At 71.4% G+C, this 24,579-nt stretch carries 19 protein-coding genes and 1 tRNA gene; 5 read left to right on the forward strand and 15 right to left on the reverse strand.

The annotated features are described in order from the left end of the window. Positions 1–477 precede the first annotated feature (477 nt). Both ACFYUY_RS06750 and ACFYUY_RS06755 read left to right on the forward strand, forming a co-directional pair. A complete protein-coding gene (locus ACFYUY_RS06750; RefSeq protein WP_387898538.1) occupies positions 478–1,344 on the forward strand; it encodes a helix-turn-helix domain-containing protein in 867 nt (288 codons plus the stop codon). A gap of 84 nt (positions 1,345–1,428) precedes the next feature. Then, positions 1,429–2,886, forward strand: coding sequence for an aldehyde dehydrogenase family protein (locus tag ACFYUY_RS06755; protein WP_387898540.1), 1,458 nt, complete (start codon positions 1,429–1,431; stop codon positions 2,884–2,886). Positions 2,887–3,010: 124 nt separating this feature from the next. Here the strand turns inward: ACFYUY_RS06755 and ACFYUY_RS06760 are convergent, their stop codons facing one another. From ACFYUY_RS06760 to ACFYUY_RS06790, 7 genes are all read right to left on the reverse strand, one after another. Continuing rightward, entirely contained in the window at positions 3,011–3,943 is a 933-nt protein-coding gene (locus ACFYUY_RS06760) for an AraC family transcriptional regulator (RefSeq protein WP_387898543.1), read from the reverse strand. Positions 3,944–3,961: 18 nt separating this feature from the next. Further along, positions 3,962–4,888, reverse strand: a complete 927-nt coding sequence (locus ACFYUY_RS06765; RefSeq protein WP_360212446.1) for an NADP-dependent oxidoreductase — start codon at positions 4,886–4,888, stop codon at positions 3,962–3,964. 156 nt (positions 4,889–5,044) lie between these two features. Next, entirely contained in the window at positions 5,045–5,614 is a 570-nt protein-coding gene (locus ACFYUY_RS06770) for a Uma2 family endonuclease (RefSeq protein ID WP_387898546.1), read from the reverse strand. Positions 5,615–5,702: 88 nt separating this feature from the next. After that, complete coding sequence (locus ACFYUY_RS06775; RefSeq protein ID WP_360212442.1) at positions 5,703–7,535, reverse strand: 5'-nucleotidase C-terminal domain-containing protein; 1,833 nt, start codon at positions 7,533–7,535, stop codon at positions 5,703–5,705. Between the two features lie 304 nt (positions 7,536–7,839). Then, positions 7,840–8,451, reverse strand: coding sequence for a hypothetical protein (locus tag ACFYUY_RS06780; protein WP_387898549.1), 612 nt, complete (start codon positions 8,449–8,451; stop codon positions 7,840–7,842). Next, positions 8,438–10,081 (reverse strand): VWA domain-containing protein, encoded by a 1,644-nt coding sequence (locus ACFYUY_RS06785; RefSeq protein WP_387898552.1) that lies wholly within the window; start codon positions 10,079–10,081, stop codon positions 8,438–8,440. The genes ACFYUY_RS06780 and ACFYUY_RS06785 overlap by 14 nt, the downstream gene beginning before the upstream one ends. Positions 10,082–10,089: 8 nt before the next feature. Further along, positions 10,090–11,169, reverse strand: coding sequence for a hypothetical protein (locus tag ACFYUY_RS06790; RefSeq protein ID WP_360212437.1), 1,080 nt, complete (start codon positions 11,167–11,169; stop codon positions 10,090–10,092). Positions 11,170–11,449: 280 nt separating this feature from the next. Here ACFYUY_RS06790 and pyk point away from each other — a divergent pair, with 280 nt between their 5' ends. Further along, on the forward strand, positions 11,450–12,880 hold the full coding sequence (pyk, locus tag ACFYUY_RS06795) for a pyruvate kinase (protein WP_360212435.1): 1,431 nt from the start codon (positions 11,450–11,452) through the stop codon (positions 12,878–12,880). A gap of 44 nt (positions 12,881–12,924) precedes the next feature. Here pyk and ACFYUY_RS06800 read toward each other — a convergent pair whose 3' ends face one another. Together ACFYUY_RS06800 and ACFYUY_RS06805 are read right to left on the reverse strand one after the other, a co-directional pair. Further along, positions 12,925–13,710, reverse strand: coding sequence for a helix-turn-helix domain-containing protein (locus ACFYUY_RS06800; protein ID WP_387898556.1), 786 nt, complete (start codon positions 13,708–13,710; stop codon positions 12,925–12,927). Between the two features lie 120 nt (positions 13,711–13,830). Further along, a tRNA-Leu gene (locus ACFYUY_RS06805) sits at positions 13,831–13,904 on the reverse strand. Positions 13,905–14,004: 100 nt separating this feature from the next. Between ACFYUY_RS06805 and ACFYUY_RS06810 the strand changes: the two genes are divergently transcribed. Continuing rightward, positions 14,005–14,661: a response regulator gene (locus ACFYUY_RS06810; protein ID WP_360212431.1), complete on the forward strand. Its 657-nt coding sequence runs from the start codon at positions 14,005–14,007 to the stop codon at positions 14,659–14,661. 77 nt (positions 14,662–14,738) lie between these two features. Here the strand turns inward: ACFYUY_RS06810 and ACFYUY_RS06815 are convergent, their stop codons facing one another. The 6 genes from ACFYUY_RS06815 to ACFYUY_RS06840 all read right to left on the reverse strand — a co-directional run bounded on the left by ACFYUY_RS06815 (position 14,739) and on the right by ACFYUY_RS06840 (position 21,575). Then, the gene (locus tag ACFYUY_RS06815) at positions 14,739–15,455 is read right to left on the reverse strand and encodes an ABC transporter ATP-binding protein (protein WP_360212429.1); all 717 of its coding nucleotides are present in this window, start codon (positions 15,453–15,455) and stop codon (positions 14,739–14,741) included. After that, on the reverse strand, positions 15,452–16,258 hold the full coding sequence (locus tag ACFYUY_RS06820) for an ABC transporter ATP-binding protein (RefSeq protein ID WP_360212496.1): 807 nt from the start codon (positions 16,256–16,258) through the stop codon (positions 15,452–15,454). The genes ACFYUY_RS06815 and ACFYUY_RS06820 overlap by 4 nt, the downstream gene beginning before the upstream one ends. Positions 16,259–16,266: 8 nt before the next feature. Continuing rightward, positions 16,267–18,198, reverse strand: a complete 1,932-nt coding sequence (locus ACFYUY_RS06825) for a branched-chain amino acid ABC transporter permease (RefSeq protein ID WP_360212494.1) — start codon at positions 18,196–18,198, stop codon at positions 16,267–16,269. A 5-nt stretch (positions 18,199–18,203) separates the two neighbouring features. Then, on the reverse strand, positions 18,204–19,133 hold the full coding sequence (locus ACFYUY_RS06830; protein WP_360212427.1) for a branched-chain amino acid ABC transporter permease: 930 nt from the start codon (positions 19,131–19,133) through the stop codon (positions 18,204–18,206). A gap of 151 nt (positions 19,134–19,284) precedes the next feature. Beyond that, the gene (locus ACFYUY_RS06835; protein ID WP_360212426.1) at positions 19,285–20,520 is read right to left on the reverse strand and encodes a branched-chain amino acid ABC transporter substrate-binding protein; all 1,236 of its coding nucleotides are present in this window, start codon (positions 20,518–20,520) and stop codon (positions 19,285–19,287) included. Positions 20,521–21,110: 590 nt separating this feature from the next. Further along, positions 21,111–21,575, reverse strand: a complete 465-nt coding sequence (locus tag ACFYUY_RS06840; protein ID WP_360212424.1) for a hotdog fold thioesterase — start codon at positions 21,573–21,575, stop codon at positions 21,111–21,113. A 303-nt stretch (positions 21,576–21,878) separates the two neighbouring features. On the opposite strand from ACFYUY_RS06840, the gene polA reads away from it, so the two are divergent. Further along, positions 21,879–24,566 carry a DNA polymerase I gene (gene polA, locus ACFYUY_RS06845; protein WP_387898692.1) on the forward strand — a complete coding sequence of 896 codons (2,688 nt, stop codon included), beginning with the start codon at positions 21,879–21,881 and terminating at the stop codon, positions 24,564–24,566. The last annotated feature ends 13 nt before the right edge of the window (positions 24,567–24,579 follow it).

Raw genomic sequence — 24,579 nt, forward strand, 5'->3', positions numbered from 1 at the left:
GCCCGGCGCCGCATCGCCGGGAGCTCAACCCGCTGCCCCCGCCAGCGTCGCCGGGCCAACGCGGTCTCCTGGCGCCCGCCCTCTTCCCCGACCAGTTGGAGGGCGGGCGCCGTCGCGTTCCCGCACGCCGGTGCGCGGCGCTGCGCGCCCGGCGGGGTCCGCGCGTTCCGGTGGGTGGCGTTCCCGTACCCGGCAGCGTTCCCCGCGCCCCGGTCCGAAGCGCTCCGCGCCCGGCGCGCGGCGGACGGGCCGCCCCGCCGCGGGCGCTCCGCGCGATCCCGCGCGAGGCGTCGCGAGCGGCTCCGCCGGTGTCAAGCGGCACCGGCGTTTCCAGGCATTTCCCAGCCACCAGGACTACCGTTGGCGCAGCCCGACGCCGCCCCGGACGGCGTCCCCGGACGGGCTGTTGCTCGTCGGTGCCAGGTGGCAGACTGCCGCCGACGGCCGGGGGGCTGCGCGAGCGCGGAGGTTGAGGCGATGAGCACGACTCAGGCAGGCGGAGGCGCCACGGTACGGCGGCTGATGCTCGGCTCCCAGCTGCGGAAGCTCCGCGAGGCCAGGGGCGTCAGTCGCGAGGAGGCCGGCTACTCGATCCGTGCCTCCGAGTCCAAGATCAGCCGGATGGAGCTCGGCCGGGTCGGCTTCAAGGAACGCGACGTCGCCGACCTGCTCACCCTCTACGGCGTCGACGCCGAGCAGGAGCGCGCCACCGTCCTCGGCCTGGTCCGCGACGCCAACGCCACCTCCTGGTGGCACGAGTACGGCGACGTCCTGCCGCCCTGGTTCCAGAACTACGTCGGCCTGGAGGAGGCCGTCGCCGAGATCCGCAGCTACGAGGTCCAGTTCGTCCACGGGCTGCTGCAGACCCCCGCCTACGCCCGGGCCGTCATCGCCGCCGGCGGCCACGTCACCGAGCCCGCCGAGATCGAACGCCGGGTCGAGGTCCGGCTCAGGCGCCAGGAACTGCTCACCGGCGACCACGCGCCCCGCCTGCTCGCCGTCCTCGACGAGGCCGCGCTGCGCCGCCCCTGGGGCGGGCCCGAGCTGATGCGCAACCAGATCGACCGGCTGCTGGAACTCGGCGAACTCCCCAACGTCCGGCTGCAGGTGCTGCCGCTCGGCTGCGCCGGGCTGAGCGCCGAGGGCGGCGCCTTCACCGTGCTCGGCTTCGCCGAACCCGAACTCGCCGACGTCGTCTACCTGGAGCAGTTCACCACCGCGCTCTACCTGGACAAACCCGCCGAGGTCAGCGAGTACCGGCACGCCATGGACGGCCTGGCCGCCGACAGCCTCAGCCCGGAGCTGACCCGCGAACTCCTGCACTCCGTACGCCAAGAGCTCTGACGCGCACGTACGATGATGCCTCATCAGGTCGGGCCGGAACGGCTCGTCCCCCGGGACACCCCGGACCGGCACGAGGGGCATCAGATGTCGTACTTCTCCGAGTTGGCGCTGCAGTACATCGACGGCGAGTGGCGCAGCGGTACCGGCTCCTGGGACATCGTCGACGTCGACCCCTACACCGGTGACAAGCTCGCCACCATCACCGTCGCCACCGTCGGAGAGGTCGACCGGGCCTACCGCGCCGCCGCCCGGGCCCAGCAGCAGTGGGCCGCGACCAACCCCTACACCCGCCGGCTCGTCTTCGAGCGGGTGCTGCGGCTGCTGGAGGAGCGCGAGGACGCGATCACCCTCGCCATCATGACCGAACTCGGCGGCACCGCCCTCAAGGCCGGCTTCGAGCTCTCCCTCGTCAAGGACGTGCTCCGGGACTGCCTGCAGCTCTCGGTCGGCCTGGAGGGGCGTCTGCTGCCCTCGACCGCGCCGGGCCGGGAGAACCGCCTCCACCGGCTGCCGGTCGGCGTGGTCGGCGTGATCAGCCCGTTCAACTTCCCGCTGTTCCTGGCGATCAAGGCGCTCGCGCCCGCCCTGGCCCTCGGCAACGGCGTCGTGCTCAAGCCGCACCAGGAGACCCCGGTGGTCGGCGGCACCCTGATCGCCAAGCTCTTCGAGGACGCCGGTCTGCCGCCCGGCCTGCTCAACGTCGTGGTCACCGACATCGCCGAGATCGGCGACGCGTTCCTCGAGCACCCGGTGCCCAAGGTCATCTCCTTCACCGGCTCCGACCGGATCGGCCGGCACGTCGCCACCGTCGCCGCCGCGCACTTCAAGCGGACCGTGCTCGAACTCGGCGGCAACAGCGCGCTGATCGTGCTCGACGACGCCGACCTCGACCTCGCCGTGTCCGCCGCCGTGTTCAGCCGCTTCGCCCACCAGGGCCAGGTCTGCATGGCCGCCAACCGGATCCTGGTCGACCGCGTCGTCGAGGCCGAGTTCACCGAGAAGTTCGTCGCCAGGGTCGCCGCGCTGACCGTCGGCGACCCCAAGGACCCGGCCACCCAGATCGGCCCGCTGATCAACCCCGTCCAGGCCGACGCCCTCACCGCCCAGGTCGACCAGTCCGTCGCGGCGGGCGCCACCGCCCTGCTGCGCGGCACCACCACCGGCAGCCTGATGGAGCCCGTGGTGCTCACCGGCCTCGCCGCGGACGATCCGATCCTCCGGCGCGAACTCTTCGGCCCCGTCGTCCTCGTGCTGCCCTTCGACGGCGAGGACGAGGCCGTCCGGATCGCCAACGACACCCCCTTCGGGCTCAGCGGCGCCGTGCACACCGCCGACGTCGAGCGCGGTGTGCGGATCGCGCACCGGATCGAGGCCGGCATGGTCCACGTCAACGGGGGCACCATCGCCGACGAGCCCGCGGTGCCGTTCGGCGGGGAGAAGAACTCCGGGGTCGGACGGCTCAACGGGGAGTCGACGGTGGACGCGTTCACGACCGTGAAGTGGATCTCCGTCCAGCGCGAGCGGGCCGTGTTCCCGTTCTGACGGCTTCTCCGCGGCGCGCGGGCCGGGGGCGTCGCGTCTGGGGGCCGGGTCCGGAGCGTCCGGTCCGGCAGTGGCCCGGGGTGGGTCGGGTCGGGCCCGCCGCGGCCCGGGGTGCGGGTGGGGGTCAGGCGGCGCGGGCCTCCCGGCGGAAGCCGCCGGGCGCCTGGCCGAACTCCCGTTTGAACGCCTTCGCGAAGGCGTACTCCGAGCCGTACCCCGTCTGCGCCGCCACCGCCGTCAGCGGCGCCTCCGACTCGCGCAGCAGCCGGGCCGCCGTGGTCATCCGCCAGCGGGTCAGGTAGGCCATCGGCGGCTCGCCCACCATCGAGGTGAACCGGCGGGCGAACGCCGCCCGGGACAGCCCCGACCGGTCCGCCAGCGACTCCACCGTCCACGGCGAGGCCGGCGCCTCGTGGATCGCCGCCAGCGCCGGGGCCACCCCGGAGTCCCCGAGCGCGGCCGCCCAGCCCGCCGCCGACGCCGCCGGCTGGTCCTCGAACCAGGCCCGCAGGATGTAGAGCAGCAGCGAGTCGATCAGGGCTGGGACGATCCCCGCCGAGCCGATCCGCGGGTTCTCCAGCTCCGCGCCCAACAGCTGCACGGCGGCGGCGAGTTCGGGGTGCCGGCCGTGCCGGGTCGGCAGGTGGATCAGCGCGGGCAGCTGGCGGACCATGGGGTGCGGGCGGCCCTGGTCCAGGTGGTAGTTGCCGCACAGCAGGCTGGTGCGGGCACCGTCGCCGCCCAGGGTCACCGTGCCGATCGGCGCGCTGTCGTCCGCCGGGGCGGACTCGGCGCGCATCGGCGGGGTGTCCGGGTGGTCGGCGAGGACGTGGCCGCGGCCGTCCCGCAGGAACACCACGTCGCCCGGGCTGAGCGCCACCGGCGCGCCGCCGTCCGGGCCCAGGGGGAGCAGCCAGCACGTCCCGTACAGCACCACGTGGAACCCGGCGCCGGCCACCGGCGGCAGCCGCAGGGCCCACGGCGCGCGGCCCTCGGTGCGGACGGAGGCGGGGTGCGCCGTCCGCATCGAGCCCAGTGCCTCGGTCAGGATGTCCAACGCCCGCCCCCTGCGATCTCACTCAACGGTCAGCACGACCTTGCCCTGGACCGTACCCGACGCCACCAGCTCGTGCGCCCGGCCGGCCTCCTCCAGCGGGAAGGTCGCGGCCACGTGCGGGCGGATCCGGCCCTCCTCGACGAGGGCGGCGATCGCCTCCAACGAGGCGTAGTCCGGCTCCACCGAGACGCCCGCGAAGCGCCGCCCGGCGGCCTCGATCGCCGCGGCGAGCTCGGTGTTCCAGTGCTCCATGATGCTCACCAGCACCCCGCCGGGCTTCAGCACCTCCAGGGCGCGGACGTTCTCGGAGGAGGAGTCGAAGACCACGTCGACGTCCGAGACCAGCGCGGTGTAGTCGGCGGTCCGGTAGTCGATCACCTCGTCCGCGCCCAGCTCCCGGAGGAAGCCGTGCTTGGGCTCGCTCGCCAGCGCGATCACGTACGCCCCGCGGGCCTTGGCGATCTGCACGGCGAAGTGGCCGACACCGCCGGCCGCCCGGTGGATCAGCACCCGCGTGCCCGGGCCGACCCCGGCCGCGTCCACCAGGCCCTGCCAGGCCGTCAGCGCCGCCAGCGGCAGCGCCGCCGCCGACACGTGGTCCAGGCCCGCCGGCTTGCGGGCCACCTGGCGCGACGGCACCGCCACGTACTCGGCGTAGCCGGTCGCGGCCCGGGGGAAGAACGGCATCCCGAACACCTCGTCGCCGACCCGGAAGCGGGCGCCGGCCCCGGCCTCCTCGACCACCCCGGAGACGTCCCAGCCCACCCCGAACGGCGGCTCGCCCAGCATCGGCAGCAGACCCGAACGCACCGCCACGTCCACCGGGTTCACCCCGCTGGCGCGCACCCGCACCAGCACCTCGCCGGACCGCGGCGTCGGCCGCTCCACCTCGGCGACCTCCAGGACCTCCGGACCGCCGAACGCCTTCTGCACCACCGCACGCATCGAACTCTCCCTACCGGTCACCACCGGCCCCCCGTGGGGCCGTTCTCGATGTCCCCAACGATAGGAAGATCGAACGAGCCGATGAATATCCTCCAGTCTCCGGAAGATGTCCGATCGTCTCGCCGGATGTTCGCTCCGGTGCCATCGGCGCAGCGGTCAGTCGGGATACCGGAGCAAGGCATCGGTCGCCAGCTCGAAACCGAACGGCTCCGGGATCGGCACCAGGTCGCCGAACTTCCCGGTCCACTGCTGGTGGTAGACACCACCGGAGGGGTCCGAGTAGAGCATGATCTCGCCGACGCGAGGGTCGATCACCAGGTACAGCGGGATGTCCATCAACGGGTAGTCGCGGACCTTGCCGACCAGGTCGTTCTCCGGGTTCGAGGGCGAGACGATCTCCACCGCGATCGCGGTCTGCTCGGCAGGCACCTTCGTCCCGCCCGATTCGAGGACGGAGAGGGGGATGTAGGCCAGGTCGGGGTTGCGCAGCTTGCCGACGTTCGGTGACGCGAGGTCGGTGTTCTCGCTCGGCATCATGTCGGCCGGTTCGTGCGCCTCGAACTGCTTGCGGACGAGCAGGAGGTTGCGCTGGTGGATCACCGACGGGCCGGCCATCATGATGATCTCGTCGCCGGAGATCTCGATCTTCCACCCGGCCGGAGGCGTCAGGCTCTGCGCGTACGCCAGCAACCGGGCGTGGCGCTCTGCGATCTGCGACTCGCTCATGGCGCCATTCTTCCACCGTGAACGGACACGAAGGCCGCCGGCGCGGGACGAGCGAGTCCCGCGCCGACGGCCTTCGCGGATCGTGCTACTAGAACACCGGCTGGCCGGCGCGGACCAGGCGCCAGGAGTTCGTGAAGAAGTCCGCCGGGTCGATGACGCCCTTGGCCTTCACCCAGGCGATCATCGTGTTGCGGATCTCGTCGGAGTTCGACCAGACCAGCTTCGCCTTCGCCACGTGCGGGAAGTTGCCGCCGCCGTTGGCGCGGTAGTTGTTGACCGCCAGGACGAACTCGGCGGCCGGGTCGATCGGCTTGCCCTGGAACGACAGGTTGACGATCCGCTGGCCCTTCGGCTGCGCGACGTCGATGTCGTAGCTCAGCCCGTAGACCGAGTCGTAGTTGTAGTCCGGCGTGGCCTCCGCGCCGGTCAGCGCGTCCTTGTCGACCGGAGCGCCCGGGGCGAGCTGGTTGTAGTACTTCGCCGAGAACTCCAGGTAGTCCTTCAGCTGCGCACCCGTCAGGACGCGCGCCTCCAGGGTGTTCTCGTAGATGTACAGGCCGGCCGCGTCGCGCAGCTTGACCTGGCCCGCCGGGATCACCGCGGTCCGGTTGAACGGCGCCGCCTGCGCCAGCACCGGCAGGCCGGCGTACTGCCCGCCCGCCAGCGCCGCCTTCACCGCGTCCGCCTGCACCCGGCCGATCAGGTCGATGATCGGGGTCGCCCGGAACCGCGACTCGGCGATCGACAGCTCCGTCTTGCAGGTGCCGATCTGCTGGTTGACGTACGCCACGACCTTCTTGTGCTGCTCGGTGAGCGCGTTGACGATCTCCGGGTCCTCCGGCACGGTGTTGGAGTTCAGCACCCGCGAGGAGACCGAGAGGACCTTCCACGCGCCGTCCGCGAACTCGACCTCGAAGTCGAAGCAGCTCAGCCGCTGGCCCCAGCACAGCGGCTCGGAGAGGACCACGGTCCTGCCGGTCTTCTTGTTGACGATCAGCCGCTGCGCCACCTCCTTGTGGGTGTGGCCCACCAGCACCGCGTCGATGTCGGCGACCGTCTCCGCCATCTCGCCGGAGGCGTCCTCGGGCCAGGGCAGCTGGTCGCCGTAGGTGGTCGCCTCGTCGATGCCGGAGTGCGCCGAGACGACGATCACGTCCGCGCCGGCCGCCTTCATCCGCGGCACGTACTTGGCCGCGGTCTCGACGATGCCCGGGAAGACCATCTGGCCGGAGACGTTGGCCTTGTCCCAGATCGCGATGCCCGGGTTGGTGAGGCCGAGGATGCCGACCTTCAGCGACCGGCCCTCGCCCAGGTGCAGCTCCTTGATGACGTACGGCTTGAAGGCCGGCTTCTCGTTCTTCGCGTGCAGCGCGTTGGCGCCCAGCAGCGGGAACTCCAGCTGGTCCTCGAAGGCCTTCACGGTGGGGATGCCGTAGTTGAACTCGTGGTTGCCGAGCGCGGCGGCGTCGTAGCCCATGAGGTTCATGGCGACGGCCATCGGGTGGTCGGGCACGTTGTCGCCGTCGGTGGCGATCGGCTCGATCCGGGCGTAGTAGTACGTCAGCTGGGTGCCCTGGATGATGTCACCGGAGTCGATCAGCAGGCAGCGGTCCCAGCCCTTCTCCTCGCGGACCTGGTTGGCCAGGGTGGAGATCTTGGCGAGGCCGACCTCGTTGTGCGCCTTGTCGGCGTAGACGGCGTCGGTGAAGTAGTCCCAGTTGAGCACCCGGCCGTGCAGGTCGGTGGTGCCCATGACGGTGAAGGCCTGCTTGCGGCTCTTGCGCTTGCCCTTGGCGGCCGCCGTGTCCGGCTCGGCGGCCGCGGCGGCGGGGGCGGCGGCGAGGGAGGCTCCACCGACCAGGGCGGCGCCGGCGGCGGTGGCGGCGGACCGGGTGACGAAGTCACGGCGGTTCAGGGGCATGGACGACTCTCCCGGGTGGGAACTGACGGCCGGATGGACCGTCAACTGGCGTGCTGAGGATGTGCGGATGGCGTCCGCGAGTGCATTGACGCGCGTAGAGGGACGCGCGTAGAAGTGTGCCGTGCGGGCCCCGGCGATGGATAGCCCTCCGACGTTTCCAACAGGTGAGATCTTGGCGACTCGTTCGTGACGGCGGTGGGCGGGGGGTGAGGTGGTAAGGGCGGTCACCGGAACGCCCCCCGACGCCCCCCGATGCCCCCCCGCCCCCCGACGCCCCCTCAGCCCAGCTCGTCGGCCCGGCTCGTCAGCCCAGCTCGGAGGAGAGCCGCCGCACCTCGCGGCCCAGCTCCGCCTCCGGATCCGGCCCGTCCGCCCCCGCCCACGGCCGCCAGGCCAGCGCCCGCAGGTAGCCCGCCACCGCCACCGGCAGCCCGAACCGGACGATCCCGTCCGCCACCGGCCCCGGCCCCGCCGACCGCAGCGCCTCAAGCAGCCGGTCCACCCCCGCCGAGGCCGGCAGCGCCACCGTGTCCAGGTACGCCGCCAACGCCACCAGCTCCGGATCCGGCACCGGGGCCGCGACCGGAGCCGGGACCGATCCGGCGCCGGAGGCCGACACCGCCCCGGAACCCTCCGCCGGCTCCGCGGGCGCCGGACGCGGCCGCGGGGCCGAGCCCGTCGGCATCGGCGGCACCTTCGGCACCGGAGGCACCGGCGGCACCACCACCCGCCGCGCCCCCGGCGTCAACAGCGCACCCGCCCCGTACAGCCCCGCCACCACCCCCGGCCACCACACCCCGCCCAGCCCCGCGAAGTGCAGCCCCAGCCCCACCGCGCCCGCCCCGCAGCCGACCAGGTTCCGGGTCGACTCCAGGTACGCCAGCGCCCGGCGGAGGAACCCGTCACTGGTAGCCACGGATCTCCTCGAACACCCCGTCCAGCGACCCCGACCCGTCGAACAGCTTCCCACCGCTCACGTCCGCGATCCCCTGCAACTGGCCCACCGCCGCCTCCCCGAACCTGATCGGGAACACCGGGATCGCCCGCTGCGCCGGCGACAGCCCCGCGTGGAAGCGCTGGAAGTCGTCCGCCGTCGCCCCCTCGTTGCTCTCCCCGTCCGTCATCAGCACGATCGACGTGAACCGGTCGTCCCCCGCCGCCGACTGCTGCCGCGCGATCACCCGGTACGCCTCCTCCAACGAGGCGTACAGCGCCGTACCCCCCGACGCCGACAACGACTGCACGTCCGCGTCGATCGCCGCCAGCTCCGCCTGCGGACCGGGCTGGCTCCCCGACGCCGGCACCGCGTGCGTCCGCGCCCACTTCACGGTCGACGCGAACGACAGCAGCGTCACCTCCTCGCGGTCCCGGAACCGGCGCACCCCCCGCGTGTCGTCCGCCCCCGTCAACCGGCTCAGCGCCGCCTTCAGCGACGCGATCCGCGGACCCTCCATCGAACCCGAGGTGTCCAGCACGTACACCGTCCGCGACGGCCGCCGCAGCTCGTTCTGGTACGAGGCCAACAGCCCGTCCGCCACCGCCCGGCTCCCCGGGAACGGCAGCTCCCGCCGCCGGTCCGACGGCAGACCCGCGGCCGGCGCCACCCCCGGCGCCACCGGACGGCGCAGCGTCACCTCGGAGATCCGTTTCTGCACGTCCTCCTTCAGCAGGTACGCCGTCAGCCGCTGGAACGAGTCGCGCTCCCGCTGCGCCGACGAGGACAGCAACGACAGCGGGTAGTCCGCCGACACCACCCCGTCCACCGGCCGGACCACCGTCAGCTGCTGCTCCTTCGGCAGCGACCGGTTCATCGACAACAGCACCGACTCGTAGTTCACCAGCGCCCCCACCTTCCCCGGCTCCGCCCGGGAGTAGGCCTGCGCCAACCACCCCGAGGACCCCGACGTCAGCTTCTGCCCGGCGAAGAACCGCTTCAGCTGCGGCGTGGCCTTCTGCACGTCCGCCTCGCTCAGCGCCGACCCGGCGCCGGAGAACGCCGCCGCCACCGCCACCAGCGTCGAGAAACCCGAGTTCGACCGGGTCGGGTCCGACATCCCGTACGACAGCCGGCCCGCCGCCGCCGCGTCCCCCACCTGCGCCCAGGAGACCTTCGAGCCGTCCCCCCAACCGAGCTCGTCCAGGACCGACGACCGCACCCCCACCGCCACCGGCGACACCATCACCGGCGTCTCCGACAGCACCTTCGACTTCCCGGCGTCGTCCAGCCGCAGGTACTGGTTCGACGGGAACCACACCGCGTCGTACTTGCCGTCCGCCCGGCCCGAGGACACCGCGTCCGCACCGTCCAGCGAACCCGTCCAGGAGAACTGGACCGTCACCCCGGTCGCCTTCCGCGCCTCCTCCAGCACCGGCGCCAGATCCTGCAGCTCACTGCCGGCCAGCACCCGCAGCACCCCCGGCTGCGCCGTCGCCGCCGGCGGATCGGACGGCTTCGGAGCGGGCGGCCGCTCCCCGCCCGAGGACGTGCACCCGGTGGCCGCCAACAGGGCCGCCACCGCGGCCGCCAACCAACTTCGCCTGTGCATACGGAAGTTCACTGGGCCTTCCCCTTGGCAGCCTTGATCAGCCTGGTCAGGACATCGGGCACCGGCACCGGCGGCTGATTCACCTTCGCCGCCGCCAGGTTCGGCGCCAGCGCCGGGCTCCTGCCCTTCACCAGCGCCGCGAAGGCATCCGGATCGTCCTGCGGACGGAACCCGTACTGCGCCTCCAGGCGGCGCAGCTCGGCGTTGTCGTGCAACTGCGCGGCCAGCTTCCGGCCCGCCGCGGTGCGGCCGACGATCGTGTGGTCGGTGTAGATCGTGGTGTCCGGGTACAGCACCACCATGTCCCCGGTCTGCTCGCCCTTGAGCACCATCGCGGCCGCCTGGGACTCGTAGGCCAGCACCAGCGGGCTCCCCACCCCCGCCAGGAAGGCCTTGAACGGCTCGTCGCTGCTGCTCTTCTGCCCGCCCTGGACGGCCGTGGCCGTCCGCAGCAGGTCCTTCGTCGCGTCGATGCCCGACTGGTCGAACACCACCTGGCGGTTGTTCGCCAGGTACGACAACAGGGCGATGTGCAGCGCCCCCGACGAGGAGGACTCCGGGTCCGTCGTGGTCAGGAACACCGGACCGCGCAGCTCGGCGTGCTCCGCCGAGCCCTTCAGGTCCGACCAGGTGCGGCCCGCCTTCAGCGCGGCCACGTAGGCGTCCATCCGGAACGTCCACAGCCCCGTCGCCTGGTCCAGCGTCGCCAGGTCGTTCTGCTTCAGCACGTCCGCCACCGGGCGGTGCGCGAGGATCACCAGCGGCGAGTAGAACGGCTGGACCGGCACCTCCTTGATCCCCCACTCCTGGCGGAGCTTGTCCGCCGGCGGCTGGCTCGCCGGGAACGCGAAGTCCTTCGCGTCACCGTCCATCAACCAGGACCCGATGCTCTCCGCGTTCACCTTCAGACCCTGCCTGGCCAACTCGTCGACCACCCGCTGGTCCTGGAAGAAGTCGCGCTTCTCCGAGCCGATCAGACCGGACACGGTGACCGGATCCCCGCCGCCCGGATCGTCCCCCGGAACCAGCGCGTACGTCACCCCGCCCAGCAGGACCAGCGCCGCCAGCACCCCCACCGCACGTCTCATACCGAACGCTCCCCTCGTCCGCCCCGCCGACCGGGTGGACACCCGGGGGTGACGAGCGTCCCGCCGGGCGGGGAGCGGCGGCCGAAGCCACGGTGAACCGGGAGTGAACACCCCTTCACGGAATCGCATCGGCACGCCCCGCGGCCGGAGCGCCCCCGACGGCCCCTCGCACACCGGTCCGAGGGCGTGTCAGATTGTTCAACTCTCCTTACCGCAAAGGTCATCCCGCGGTTCGGACCCGCCTCGTGGTTACGCGCCGGTAATGCCTAGTCTCAGCACTATGCGCCGAGCAAAAATCGTCTGCACCCTCGGGCCGGCCACCGACTCGTACGACCAGATCAAAACCCTGGTCGACGCCGGAATGGACATCGCCCGCCTCAACCTCAGCCACGGCTCCCACGTCGAACACGAGGAGCGCTACCGCCGCGTCCGCAAAGCCGCCGACGAGACCGGCCGCAGCGTCGGCGTCCTCGTCGACCTTCAAGGCCCGAAGATCCGGCTCGACACCTTCGCCCACGGCCCCGTACTTCTCGAACGCGGCGACGAGTTCACGATCTCCACCGACAACGGCGTCGTCGGGGACAAGGACATCTGCGGCACCACCTACCCCGGCCTCGCCGAGGACGTCACCCCCGGCGAACTCATCCTCGTCGACGACGGCCGCGTCACCCTCGAAGTCGCCGAGGTCGACGGACCCCGCGTCCGCTGCCTCGTCCTCGAAGGCGGCCTCGTCTCCGACCACAAGGGCCTCAACCTCCCCGGCGTCGCCGTCTCCGTCCCCGCGCTCAGCGACAAGGACGTCGCCGACCTGCGGTGGGCGCTGCGCACCGGCGCGGACCTCGTCGCGCTGTCCTTCGTCCGCAGCGGACGCGACATCGAGGACGTCCACCGGATCATGGCCGAGGAGGGGCGTCACGTCCCCGTCATCGCCAAGATCGAGAAGCCGCAGGCCGTGGAGAACCTCGAATCCATCGTCGACGCCTTCGACGGCATCATGGTGGCCCGCGGCGACCTGGGAGTGGAGATGCCCCTCGAACAGGTCCCGCTCGTCCAGAAGCGCGCCGTCAAGCTCGCCCGGCGCAACGCCAAGCCGGTCATCGTCGCCACCCAGATGCTCGACTCGATGATCAACGCCTCCCGCCCCACCCGCGCGGAGGCCTCCGACGTCGCCAACGCCGTCCTCGACGGCACCGACGCGGTGATGCTCTCCGGCGAGACCTCCGTCGGCAAGTACCCCGTCGAGACCGTCCGGACCATGGGCCGCATCATCGAGGCCGCCGAGAACGACGTCCTCGCCGAGGGCCTCCCCCCGCTCACCGCCGGCAACAAGCCCCGCACCCAGGGCGGCGCCGTCGCCCGGGCCGCCGCCGAGATCGGCGACTTCCTGCACGCCAAGTACCTCATCGCGTTCACCCAGTCCGGCGACACCGCCCGCCGCCTCACCCGCTACCGCTCGCCCATCCCCGTCCTCGCCTTCACCTACGAACCCGCCGTCCGCAGCCAACTCGCCCTCACCTGGGGCGTCGAGACCTTCCTCGGCCCCTTCGCCCCGACGACCGACCAGATGGTCGAACAGGTCGACGCCGCGCTGCTCTCGCTGGGGCGGTGCCAGAAGGGCGACATCGTCGTCATCACCGCCGGCTCCCCGCCCGGCCTCGCCGGCTCCACCAACCTCGTCCGCGTCCACCACGTCGGGGCCCTGGACAACTGACCGGCACCGGCCACCGACGGCGGCGCGGCACGCCCGTGCCGCCGTCAGTGCTTGGGGCCGATGTGGGCGTCCATGAGGGCCACGGAGGCCTTGCGGGCGACGGAGATGTTGGCGGCGCCGTTGGAGCGGGAGGCGTGCTTCCACTGGACGCCGACGGCGTCGAGGGTGGCGGTGAAGAGGCCGATGATGTCGGTCGAGGTGTTGGTGAAGAAGTACCGCGGGTATTCGTAGCGCTTCCGGACCCCGGCCACCGTCCGGGTGGTCCAGTTGGTGATCCGGCAGCCGTCGGAGTGGACGAGGCCGCGGAGGAACTCCCAGGGGTGCGCATCCACGATCTCCTGCTGCCACGGCTCCAGGGCTATGGTGCGCTCGTGCTTCCTGCCGGGGCCGTGCTGGGGGAACAGGCAGACGAGGTGGTTCGAGTAGACCTTCACGTCGCGGCAGCCGGTTCGGCGAACGCGGCAGGGCGTGTTGTGGGGGAGCACCTGACGCATGGCCTGCTCGACGGAGTCGATGATCCCCGGCCACTTCTCGTCGCACGTGACCTGGAGGCTCTGGGTCTTGCGGTACTCGTTGGGCAGCAGGATGTGTCCGTCACCGAGATAGAGGCCCAGGAGGTAGGCGTACGAGGAGCGGTTCAACTCGTCGCCGTAGCAGTGCGGGCAGGTGGAGCGTTTGCGGCCGGGAAGCTTGCCGCGTCCGGCGAGGTCGTGGTGCTTCCAGGCGCCGACCGTGCCCTGGGGCACTCCGAGGCGGCGGGACACCTCGGAATTGCGGACGCCCTGGCGGAGCAGGAGGACGGCTTCCTGGCGGGTGGATCGAACGGCCATACGGGTGATCTTCAACACCATTGCGCCGAACGCGGAGGCGAATGGGATGGTTTCCACTCGAACGAATGAAGATCGCCAACCGTTGGGTTGCCCTAAATGGCTTTGAAATCGAAGGAAAAGTACCCCGGGTGGGATTCGAACCCACGCTGTCGGCGGTTTGAGCGCCGTGCCTCTGGCCGCTGGGCTACCGGGGCATCCACAGATTCGAAGGTTGCCCCCCGACCCTGCTGACCTCAAACATACCGTGTCTAGGTACCCTCGTGCATGCAGTACCCCGCCGGAACTAGGAGCCCCGTGAGCACCGCCGACGAGCAGGCACAGCCGCTTGAGACCGATACGCCCCAGATCACCCGGATCGTGATCGCCGAGGACGAGGCGCTGATCCGCCTCGACCTCAAGGAGATGCTCGAGGAGGAGGGGTACACCGTCGTCGGCGAGGCCGGGGACGGGGCGACGGCGGTGCGGCTCGTCGAGGAGCTGCAGCCGGACCTCGCGATCTTCGACGTGAAGATGCCGGTGCTGGACGGGCTCTCCGCCGCCGAGCAGATCCACGAGAAGCACCTGGCGCCGGTCCTGATGCTGACGGCGTTCTCGCAGCGGGAGCTGGTGGACCGGGCCCGGGACGCGGGTGCGATGGCGTACATCGTGAAGCCGTTCTCCAAGGCGGACCTGGTGCCGGCGATCGAGATGGCGGTGTCGCGGTACACCGAGATGCGGGCGCTGGAGAAGGAGATCGGCGATCTCACCCAGCGGCTGGAGACCCGGAAGCTGGTGGACCGGGCGAAGGGCGTGCTGCAGACGAAGTTCGGGCTGACCGAGCCGGCCGCGTTCCGCTGGATCCAGAAGACGTCGATGGACCGCCGGATGACGATGGCCGCGGTGGCCGAGGCGGTCATCGAGGAGGGCGAGGCCCAGGACCGCAAGAAGGCGGAGGAGGACGCGTCCGAGTAGGACGCCTCCGAGTGGGTGTGGACAACGGGGAGGGCCCGGCGGATCGTGATCCGCCGGGCCCTTCGCCGTGCCGGGGCTCAGTCCTCGCCGAGGTAGGCCTTGCGGACGGACTCGTCGTGGAGGAGGTCCGCCCCGGTGCCGGAGAGGACGATGCGGCCGGTCTCCATGACGTAGCCGCGGTCGGAGAGGGAGAGCGCGGCCTGGGCGTTCTGCTCGACGAGCAGGATGGTCGTCCCGTCGCCCTTGAGCTCGACGATGGTGGCCATGATCTTCTGCATCATCAGCGGCGACAGGCCCATGGAGGGCTCGTCGAGCATGAGCAGCTTGGGCTGGGACATCAGGGCGCGGCCCATGGCGAGCATCTGCTGCTCGCCGCCGGAGAGGGTGCCGGCGGCCTGGCGGCGGCGTTCGCCGAGGATGGGGAAGAGGGTGTAGGCCCGTTCGACGTCGGCGGCGATGCCGGCGGTGTCGGTCCGCAGGAAGGCCCCGAGGAGGAGGTTCTCCTCGATGGTCATGCGGGGGAAGATGTGCCGCCCCTCGGGGGAGTGGGCGAGCCCGAGGGAGACGATCTTGTGGGCGGGGACGGTGGAGAGGTCCTGGCCGTCGAAGGTGATGCGTCCGGCGGTGGGCTTGAGGAGGCCGGAGAGGGTGCGCAGGGTGGTGGTCTTGCCGGCGCCGTTGGTGCCGATGAGGGTGGTGACCTCGCCCTGGTTCACGGTGAAGCTGATGCCCTTGACGGCTTCGATCTTGCCGTAGGAGACGCGGAGGTCTTCGACCTCGAGGAGCGCGGTCACGGGGTGTCCTCCGGTGCTGCGGTGGTGCCTTCGAGCGGGGCGCCGAGGTAGGCGGTGATGACGCGTTCGTCGTTCTGGACGGTCTCGCGGTCACCCTCGACGATCTTCTGGCCCTGGACGAGCACGGCGGTGCGGTCGCAGAGGTTGAAGATGAAGCGCATGTCGTGCTCGATGACGAGGATGGAGATGCCGCGGTCGCGGATGGCGAAGACGAGTTCCTCGGCGGCGCGGGTCTCCTGGGGGTTCATGCCGGCGGTGGGTTCGTCGAGCAGCAGGAGGCCGGGGTCGGAGGCGAGGGCGCGGGCGATCTCGAGCTTGCGCTGCTCGCCGTAGGGGAGGTTGCGGGCGAGGTGGTCGGCCTTGTCCGCGAGGCCGGTGAAGGCGAGGAGCTCCATGGCCTTCTCGCGGCTCTCGGCTTCGGCCCGGTGGTAGGCGGGGCCGCGCAGGATGGCCGAGAAGATGCCCTCCTTGGTGCGGCTGTGGCGGCCGACGAGCACGTTCTCCAGGACGGTCATGTTGGCGAAGAGCCGGATGTTCTGGAAGGTGCGGGCGATGCCGGCCTGGGTGACGAGGTGGGGCTTGGGCGGCAGGAGGGTGTCGCGGTAGCGGACGGCGCCCTCGGTGGGGACGTAGAGGCCGGTGAGGCAGTTGAAGAAGGTGGTCTTGCCGGCGCCGTTGGGGCCGATGAGGCCGATGATCTCGCCCTCGCGGACGGTGAGGCTGACGTCGTTGACGGCGGTGAGGCCGCCGAAGCGCATGGTGACGCCGGTGACTTCGAGCAGGGGTGCGGCGGTGGTGGTCATCTGGGTGGTCACGCCCCTGCCTTGGTGAGTGCGACGTCGTCGCCGGTGGACTGGGCGGGGATGGCGGCCTCGTGGAACTCCAGTCGGCTGCGGCGGTTGGGGATGAGGCCCTCGGGGCGGACGCGCATGAGGACGATGAGGGCGGCGCCGAAGGCGAGCAGCTGGTAGTCGGAGAGGAACTCCAGCTTCTTGGGGATGAGGAAGAGGAGGGTGGCGCCGGCGAGGGGTCCGCTGATGGTGCCCATGCCGCCGAGGATGACGGCGGCGAGCAGGAAGGCGGAGTTCGGCGGCAGCGCCTCGGCGAAGGTGTACTGGTCCGGGGTGACGGTGTAGCTGACGTGGGCCTGGACGGTGCCGGCGAGGCCGGCGAGGCAGGCGCCGAGGGCGAAGGCGAGGAGCTTGAGGCGGAAGCCGTTGATGCCCATGGCCTCGGCGGCGGTCTCGTCCTCGCGGATGGCGACCCAGGCGCGGCCGATGCGGGAGTTGCCGACCCGGGCGAAGACGAGCACGACCAGGGCGGTGACGAGGAGCATCAGCAGGTAGTAGTTGGAGAAGCGGCCGAGTTCGATGCCGGCGACGGTGTGGGGCTTGCCGAGGTCGAAGCCGAAGATCTCCAGGTCCGGGATCCGGGGGATGCCGTTGGAGCCGTTGGTGATCTTGGGGCCGGTGGTGCCGTTCAGGTTGAGCATGGTGATGCGGAAGATCTCGCCGAACCCGAGGGTGACGATGGCGAGGTAGTCGCCGCGCAGCCGCAGGGTCGGGGCGCCGATGAGGACGCCGAAGACCATGGAGACGGCGGCGCCGGTGAGCATCGCGGCCCAGAACGGGAACTGGACGTGGATGGGCGAGGCGGGGGAGCCGGAGACCAGGGCGGCGGCGTAGGCGCCGACGCCGAGGAAGGCGACGTACCCGAGGTCGAGCAGACCGGCGAGGCCGACGACGATGTTGAGGCCGAGGGCGACGGTGGCGAAGATCAGGATGTTGGTGGCGACCGAGGTGTACTGGTCGCTGGTCTGGGTGAACGGGAAGCTGGCCGCGGCGGCGAAGGCGGCGCCGGTGGTGACCGGCCGGTACTTCACGGTGAGGGCGCGCAGCCGGGCGATCAGGCCGGCCTTGGCGAGGGCGGCGACGACCAGGCCGGCGAGCAGCAGGTAGCCGGTGAAGAGCTCGCCGTACTCGGTGTCGATGCCGAAGGTGATCGCGAAGAGCCCGATGCCGAAGGCGGCGACGATGACCAGGATCTCGACCCAGGAGGGGAGTTGGCGGGCCGCGGGGAGCGGGCGCTCGACGGTGCCCAGGCGCAGCCGGCTGTTGGCGAGGTGTCCGAGCTGGAGGAGCAGGACGGCGCCGGTGGCGATGGCGAGGGCGCCGGCGAGGGCGGTCATCACCGGGGCGACGGGCTTGTCGCCGGGGATGGCGTGGGCGGCGAACCAGCCGACGGGGGCGGCGGGGACGAGCAGGAAGAGGCGCTTGTCCAGGACGCGCAGCGGCACGTGGGTGCGGCGGTCCAGGGGGAGGCCGAGGGCGCCGACGACGGAGAGGATGCCGCCGGCGGCGAGGACCCAGCCGCCGGGTTCGAGGTTGGCGAGGCCGCCGAGTTCGACGGAGATCGCGGTGACGGAGAAGGCGCTGATGGCGAGGGCGCCGGTGGCCGCGTAGAGGACGGCGTTGTTGCTGCCGCTGGGGGCGGCCCAGCGCAGGCCGGGGACGCCCTGGGTGGCGAGGAGCAGGGCGAGGGTGAGCAGCCCTGCGGTGAGGGCGAGCCACTGGAGGCCGGCGGGGGAGCCGGTGTAGGTGAGGTCGCCGGGGAAGTCCGGGGTCCAGGTCCAGGAGAGGGCGGCGGAGGCCGCGGTGGCGAGGGCGCCGAGGCCGGTGAGCGCGGTGGCGGCACGGGCCGGGAGGGGGATGACCGGGGTGGTTTCGGTGCTGGTGGTGGTCATGGTGGTCACGCCCTGTCCGCGACGCGCTCGCCGAGCAGGCCCTGGGGCCGGACGAGGAGCACGAGGATGAGGAGTACGAAGGCCCAGACGTCCTTCCAGGCACCGCCGCCGAAGAGGTGCATGCCGGGGAGGTGCTGGATGTAGCCGGTGGCGAGGCTCTCGGCGAGGCCGAGGGCGACGCCGCCGAGCATGGCTCCGTAGATGTTGCCGATGCCGCCGAGGACGGCGGCGGTGAAGGCCTTGAGGCCGAGCAGGAAGCCCATGCGGAAGTCGACCTGGCCGCTGCGCAGGCCGTAGGCGATGGCGGCGACGGCGGCGAACGCGGCGCCGATGGCGAAGGCCATGACGATGATGCGGTCGGTGTCGATGCCCATGAGCTTGGCGGTGTCGGGGTCCTGGCTGGTGGCCTGCATGGCGCGGCCGGAGCGGGTGCGGGTGACGAACCAGCCGAGGGCGAGCATGCACAGCGGGGCGGCGATGATCAGGAAGAGGTCGCTGCGCTGCACGGTGATGGAACCGAGGCTGAAGGGGTCGCCGGGGATCTTGGGGAAGACCCGGGCCTTCTTGGCGTCGGGGTAGAAGGAGAAGACGAGCTGCTGCAGGAAGATGGAGAGCCCGATGGCGGTGATGAGGGGGGCGAGTCGGGGGGCGTTGCGCAGGGGCCGGTAGGCGAAGCGCTCGGCGGCGACGGCGGTGAGGGTGGAGACCAGGATGCCGGCGATCAGCATCAGCGGTAGGGCCAGCCAGAGGGTGGTGCCGCCGGGGAGGGCGAGGTAGGCGGTCAGGGCGCCGAAGCCGCCGACCATGACGATCTCGCCGTGGGCGAAGTTGATGAGCTGGACGATGCCGTAGACCATCGTGTAGCCGATCGCGACGAGCCCGTAGAGGGCTCCGAGGATCAGGCCGTTGGCCAGCTGCTGCGGTAGGTCGTGCACCGCTGGGCCTCCGTTGTGCGTTCGGGGGTGTCCGCGTGGGTGGTGGATGTGGGGGCGCGCGGGGGCACTCGTGGCGCCCCCGCGCGCTGTGGTGCTGGTGTGTGTCCGGGTGGCCGGTGGGCCGGCCCTCGGTGGGCCGGCCCGGGGCGGGTCAGCCCTTGAAGGTGCCGGACTTCTCCACGGCCCACTTGCCGTCCTTGACGGTGTAGACGGTGAGCTGCTTGTTGGTGGTGTCGCCGAACTCGTCGAAGGAGACGGTGCCGGTGACGCCGTTGAAGGAGACCTTCTGGACGGCGTCGACGACGGCGGCGCGCGGGTTGGCGGGGAGCTTGCCGTTGTTGGCGCTGACGACGTTCTTCACGGCCTGGATGATGGCCCAGGCGCTGTCGTAGGAGTAGCCGCCGTAGGTCTCGTAGGCGTCCTTGTAGCCGCCGGCCTTGTAGTCGGAGATGAACTTGGCGGCGGTGGGGAGCTGCTCGACGGGCAGGCCGACGGCGGTGGCGAAGTCGCCCTGGCTCTTGGGGTTGAGCTTGATGAAGTCGCCGCTCTGGATGCCGTCGCCACCCATCAGGGGGATGTTGACGCCGGCCTCCTTGAGCTGGAGGGAGAGCGGGCCGGCCGCGGGGTACTCGCCGCCGTAGTAGACGGCCTCGGCGCCGGAGCTCTTGACCTTGGTGACGATGGCGGAGAAGTCGCGGTCGTCGGGGTTGACGTGCTCCTCGCCGACGATGGTGCCGCCCTGCTTGGTGAACTCGCCCTTGAAGGTGGCGGCGAGGCCGGCGCCGTAGGTCTTCTGGTCGTCGATGAGGAAGACCTTGGTCTTCTTGGCGTCCTGGAAGAGGTACTGGGCGGCGAACGGGCCCTGGACGGCGTCGGTGGTGGAGGTGCGGAAGTAGGACTTGAAGGGGCGCTTCTTGTCGCCGGTGGCCCACTTCTCGCCCTGGCTGAGGGCGACGCCGGTGTTGGCGGGGGAGACCTCGGCGAGGTTGGCGTCGTTGAAGATCTGCTGCATCGACTGGGCGACGCTGGAGTTGAGCGGGCCGACGACGCCGAGCACGCTGCTGTCGGCGACGAGCTGGGTGGCGTTCTGCTGGCCGGGGGCGGGCTTGGCGGTGTCGTCGAGGGCCTTGATCTGGAACTTGACCCCGGGGACCTCGTTGGACTCGTTGGCCTTCTTGACGGCGAGGTCCACGGAGTTGCGGATGCCGAGGCCGAGGGCGGAGAGGTCGCCGGTGAGCGGCGCGTCGACACCGATGGTGACGGTGGTGGAGCCGCCGCCGGTGGCGCCCCCGTCGCCGGACTTCTTCTCGTCGCGGGAGCCGCAGGCGCTCAGGCTGAGGGCGCCGATGACGGCAATGCTCACGACAACTGCTGCACGATGACGCACGGGGGTCCCCTTCGGTTCAGGAGGCGCCGCGCCTGAGTGGCGGGAGCCGGGGTGCGCGGAGGGCCTGGCCCAATCCGGTGGCGCGGTGACTGGCCGTGACTCTAGATGCCGTTGGGCGGCTCGGGCAGTGGTGCGGCGAGGCTGTGATTCTCTTGTTATGAGCACACGTAGCAGTTGTCTCAGCATGTGGTCGTTTCGGCCCGGCCGACCCAGTGATATCGGGCAGGTAAGGGCTGATCGGGCCATGTAAGGCCCAGAAATGGGGGTCACGGCTGGCTGCGTCGATAATCGGACATGAGTGTCCGATGTACGTGTTCCGACCGTGCACGTCCGGAATCCGGACATCAGGGGCGCGGTGAAGGGGTTCCGTGGTATTCGCGAGCCGCGGAACCGGCCGGCGCTTGGATTTCAAACTTATTACGCAGCGTTACAAAAATGGTATATCTGCGCGGAGCCCGCCGACCGCCCCCGGACATGCCGCCGCCCCCTTGTCTGGACCAACGCCTGCCCAGCAGGGCGGACGGTCAAACAAGGGGGCGGCCAAGGGATGTGACGGACGGTCGGCCCGGCCGGGCGGGGCCGATCCGGGGTCAGAGGTCGCGCAGCATGCAGGTCAGCCGGCAGCTGGTGATCCGCTTGCCGGTGTCGTCGGTGATCGCGATCTCGTAGGTGGCGGCGGTGCGCCCCTTGAACACGGCCGTCGCGACCCCGGTGACCAGTCCGGAGGTGGCCGAGCGGTGGTGGGTGGCGTTGAGGTCCACGCCGACCGCGTACCGGCCGGGGCCGGCGTGCAGCATCGCGCCGATCGAGCCCAGCGTCTCGGCCAGGGCGGCGGACGCCCCGCCGTGCAGCAGGCCGTACGGCTGCTGGTTGCCCTCCACGGGCATGGTGCCGACGACCCGGTCGCCGGAGGCCTCCACGATCCGGATGCCGAGCTTCTCGCCGAGGTGGCCGCCGGAGAAGGTGCCCGGATCGACGCCGAGCTTGGCGAAGTGGTCCAGCACGTCCTGCGGGACCTTCAGGACGGGTGCCGCGTCGGGGGCCGCTTCGGTCATGGGGGAGCTCCTGCCGTTCGGGGGTCGCGTCGTCGTGCTGCCTGTGATCGTACGACCGTCCTACTCGGGGGTAGCGGCGACGCCGGGCTGGCGTGGCGGCTCCGGCGCCCGTGCGGTGCCGCTGCTCCGGCCCGGTCGGCGCGGTGGCCCCGGCCCGGTCGGCGCGGCGCCCCTTTTGTCGGTGCCGGGCCATAGGATCGGTGGCCGGTAGTGGAATCGGCAGGAACGGACGTTGACGTGGCTACGCAGAGTACGGACAAGGGCGCGACGGGTGGCGGCGGGGCCGGCCCGCGGCCCCGGCTGATGCTGCTCGACGGGCACTCGATGGCCTACCGGGCCTTCTACGCCCTGCCCGTGGAGAACTTCAACACCTCCACCGGCCAGCCCACCAACGCGGTCTACGGCTTCGCGTCGATGCTCGCCAACACCGTCCGCGACGAGCAGCCCACCCACCTCGCCGTCGCCTTCGACCTCTCCCGGCAGACCTTCCGCTCCGTCGAGTTCCCCGACTACAAGGCCAACCGCGCCAAGACCCCCGACGAGTTCCGCAGCCAGGTCGGCCTGATCGGCGAACTCCTCGACGCCATGAACGTCCCCCGGATCACCGCCGAGGGCTTCGAGGCCGACGACATCATCGCCACCCTGGCCACCGCGGCCGAGGCGGCCGGCTACGACGTCGACATCGTCACCGGGGACCGCGACTCCCTCCAGCTGGTCACCGAGCACGTCACCGTGCTCTACCCGACCAAGGGCGTCTCCGAACTCACCCGCTACACCCCGGAGAAGGTCGCCGAGAAGTACGGGGTCACCCCGCGCCAGTACCCCGACCTCGCGGCCCTGCGCGGCGACCCGTCCGACAACCTGCCCGGAATCCCCGGCGTCGGCGAGAAGACCGCCGCCAAGTGGGTCAACCAGTTCGGGTCCTTCGACGAACTGGTCTCCCGCGCCGACGAGGTGAAGGGCAAGATCGGCGAGAAGCTGCGCGACAACCTCGACTCGGTCAAGCGCAACCGCGTCCTCACCGAGCTGGTCCGCGACGTCGAACTCCCGCTCGGCGTCGCCGACCTGGCCCGCTCGGCGTTCGACCGGGACGCCGTCGGCACCCTCATGGAGTCCCTCGAGTTCCGCAACGCCAACTTCCGCGACCGCGTCTTCGGCATCGACCCGACCACCGGCGCCGAGGAGGCCGCGGCCGAGCTCGCCCCCGGCGTCGAGGTCGACGGCGAACTGCTCACCGACCCGGGCACCCTGGCCGCCTGGCTGCGCGAGCACGCCGCCGACGGCAAGACCCCGGTCGCCCTGGCCGCCGTCTACCAGTGGGCGCTCGGCACCGGCGAGGTCACCGAGATCGCCCTCGCCGCGGGCGAGACGGCCGCCTGGTTCGACCCGGCCCTGCTCGCCGAGGAGGACGAGCGGGCCCTCGCCGGCTGGCTCGCCGACCCGGCCGCCCCCAAGGCCCTGCACATCGCCAAGCAGGTCATGCGCGCCTTCGCCGAGCGCGGCTGGACCATCGAGGGCGTCGTCGCCGACACCGCGCTCGCCGCCTACCTGGAGAAGCCCGGCCGCCGCACCTTCACCCTGGAGGTGCTCGCCGAGGAGTACCTGGCCCGCTCGCTCACCCCGGCGCCCGCCACCGAGAGCGGTCAACTCGCCTTCGACGCCCCCGAGGAGGACCCGACCGCGGGCGCCCAGGCGCTGATGCTCCAGGCCCGCGCCGTCCTCGACCTCGCCGCGCTCTTCGACACCCGCCTCGGCGAGGTCGGCGCCACCGGCCTGCTGCGCGACATGGAACTGCCCATCGCCGCCCTGCTCGCCCGCATGGAGCGCTACGGCATCGCCGCCGACCGCGAGTGGCTCACCGGGCTGGAGGCCCAGTTCGCCGCCGAGATCCAGCGCGTGGTCGAGGAGGCGCACGCCGCCGCCGGGCACGAGTTCAACCTCGGCTCGCCCAAGCAGCTCCAGGAGATCCTCTTCGGCGAGCTCGCCCTCCCCAAGACCAAGAAGATCAAGACCGGCTACACCACCGACGCCGACGCGCTCACCTGGCTCGCCACCCAGACCGACAACGAACTCCCGGTCATCCTGCTGCGCCACCGCGACCAGGCCAAGCTGCGCACCACCGTCGAGGGCCTGCTCAAGACCGTCTCGCCCAAGGGCCGGATCCACACCACCTTCAACCAGATGGTCGCCGCCACCGGCAGGCTCTCCTCGCAGGACCCGAACCTGCAGAACATCCCCGTCCGCACCGAGGAGGGCCGCGCCATCCGACGCGCCTTCGTGGTCGGCGCGGGCTACGAGTCGCTGCTCACCGCGGACTACTCGCAGATCGAGCTGCGGATCATGGCGCACCTCTCCGAGGACGAGGCCCTGATCGAGGCCTTCGCCACCGGCGAGGACCTGCACACCACCGTCGCCTCCCAGGTCTTCGAGGTCCCGGGCGACGCGGTGGACGCCGAGATGCGCCGCAAGATCAAGGCGATGTCCTACGGCCTCGCCTACGGCCTCTCCGCCTACGGCCTCTCCCAGCAGCTCAGCATCAAGCCCGCCGAGGCCCAGGGCCTCATGGACACCTACTTCGAGCGCTTCGGCGGCGTCCGCGACTACCTGCGCCGGGTCGTCGACGAGGCCCGCGCCACCGGCTACACCGAGACCCTCCTGGGCCGGCGCCGCTACCTGCCGGACCTCAACAGCGACAACCGCCAGCGCCGCGAGATGGCCGAGCGGATGGCCCTCAACGCCCCCATCCAGGGCTCGGCCGCCGACATCGTCAAGATCGCCATGCTCCGGGTCGACGACGCCCTGCGCGCGGCCGGACTCACCTCCCGGATGCTGCTCCAGGTGCACGACGAAATCGTCCTGGAGCTCGCACCGGGCGAGCGCGAGCAGGTCGAGGCGATCGTCCGCGAGCAGATGGCCGGCGCCTACCCGCTGCGCGCCCCGCTGGACGTCTCGGTCGGCGTCGGCGCCAACTGGGAGGCCGCCGCGCACTGAGGCGCGCCGCGCA

Source organism: Kitasatospora sp. NPDC004745 (assembly GCF_042873275.1).
Lineage (GTDB): Bacteria > Actinomycetota > Actinomycetes > Streptomycetales > Streptomycetaceae > Kitasatospora.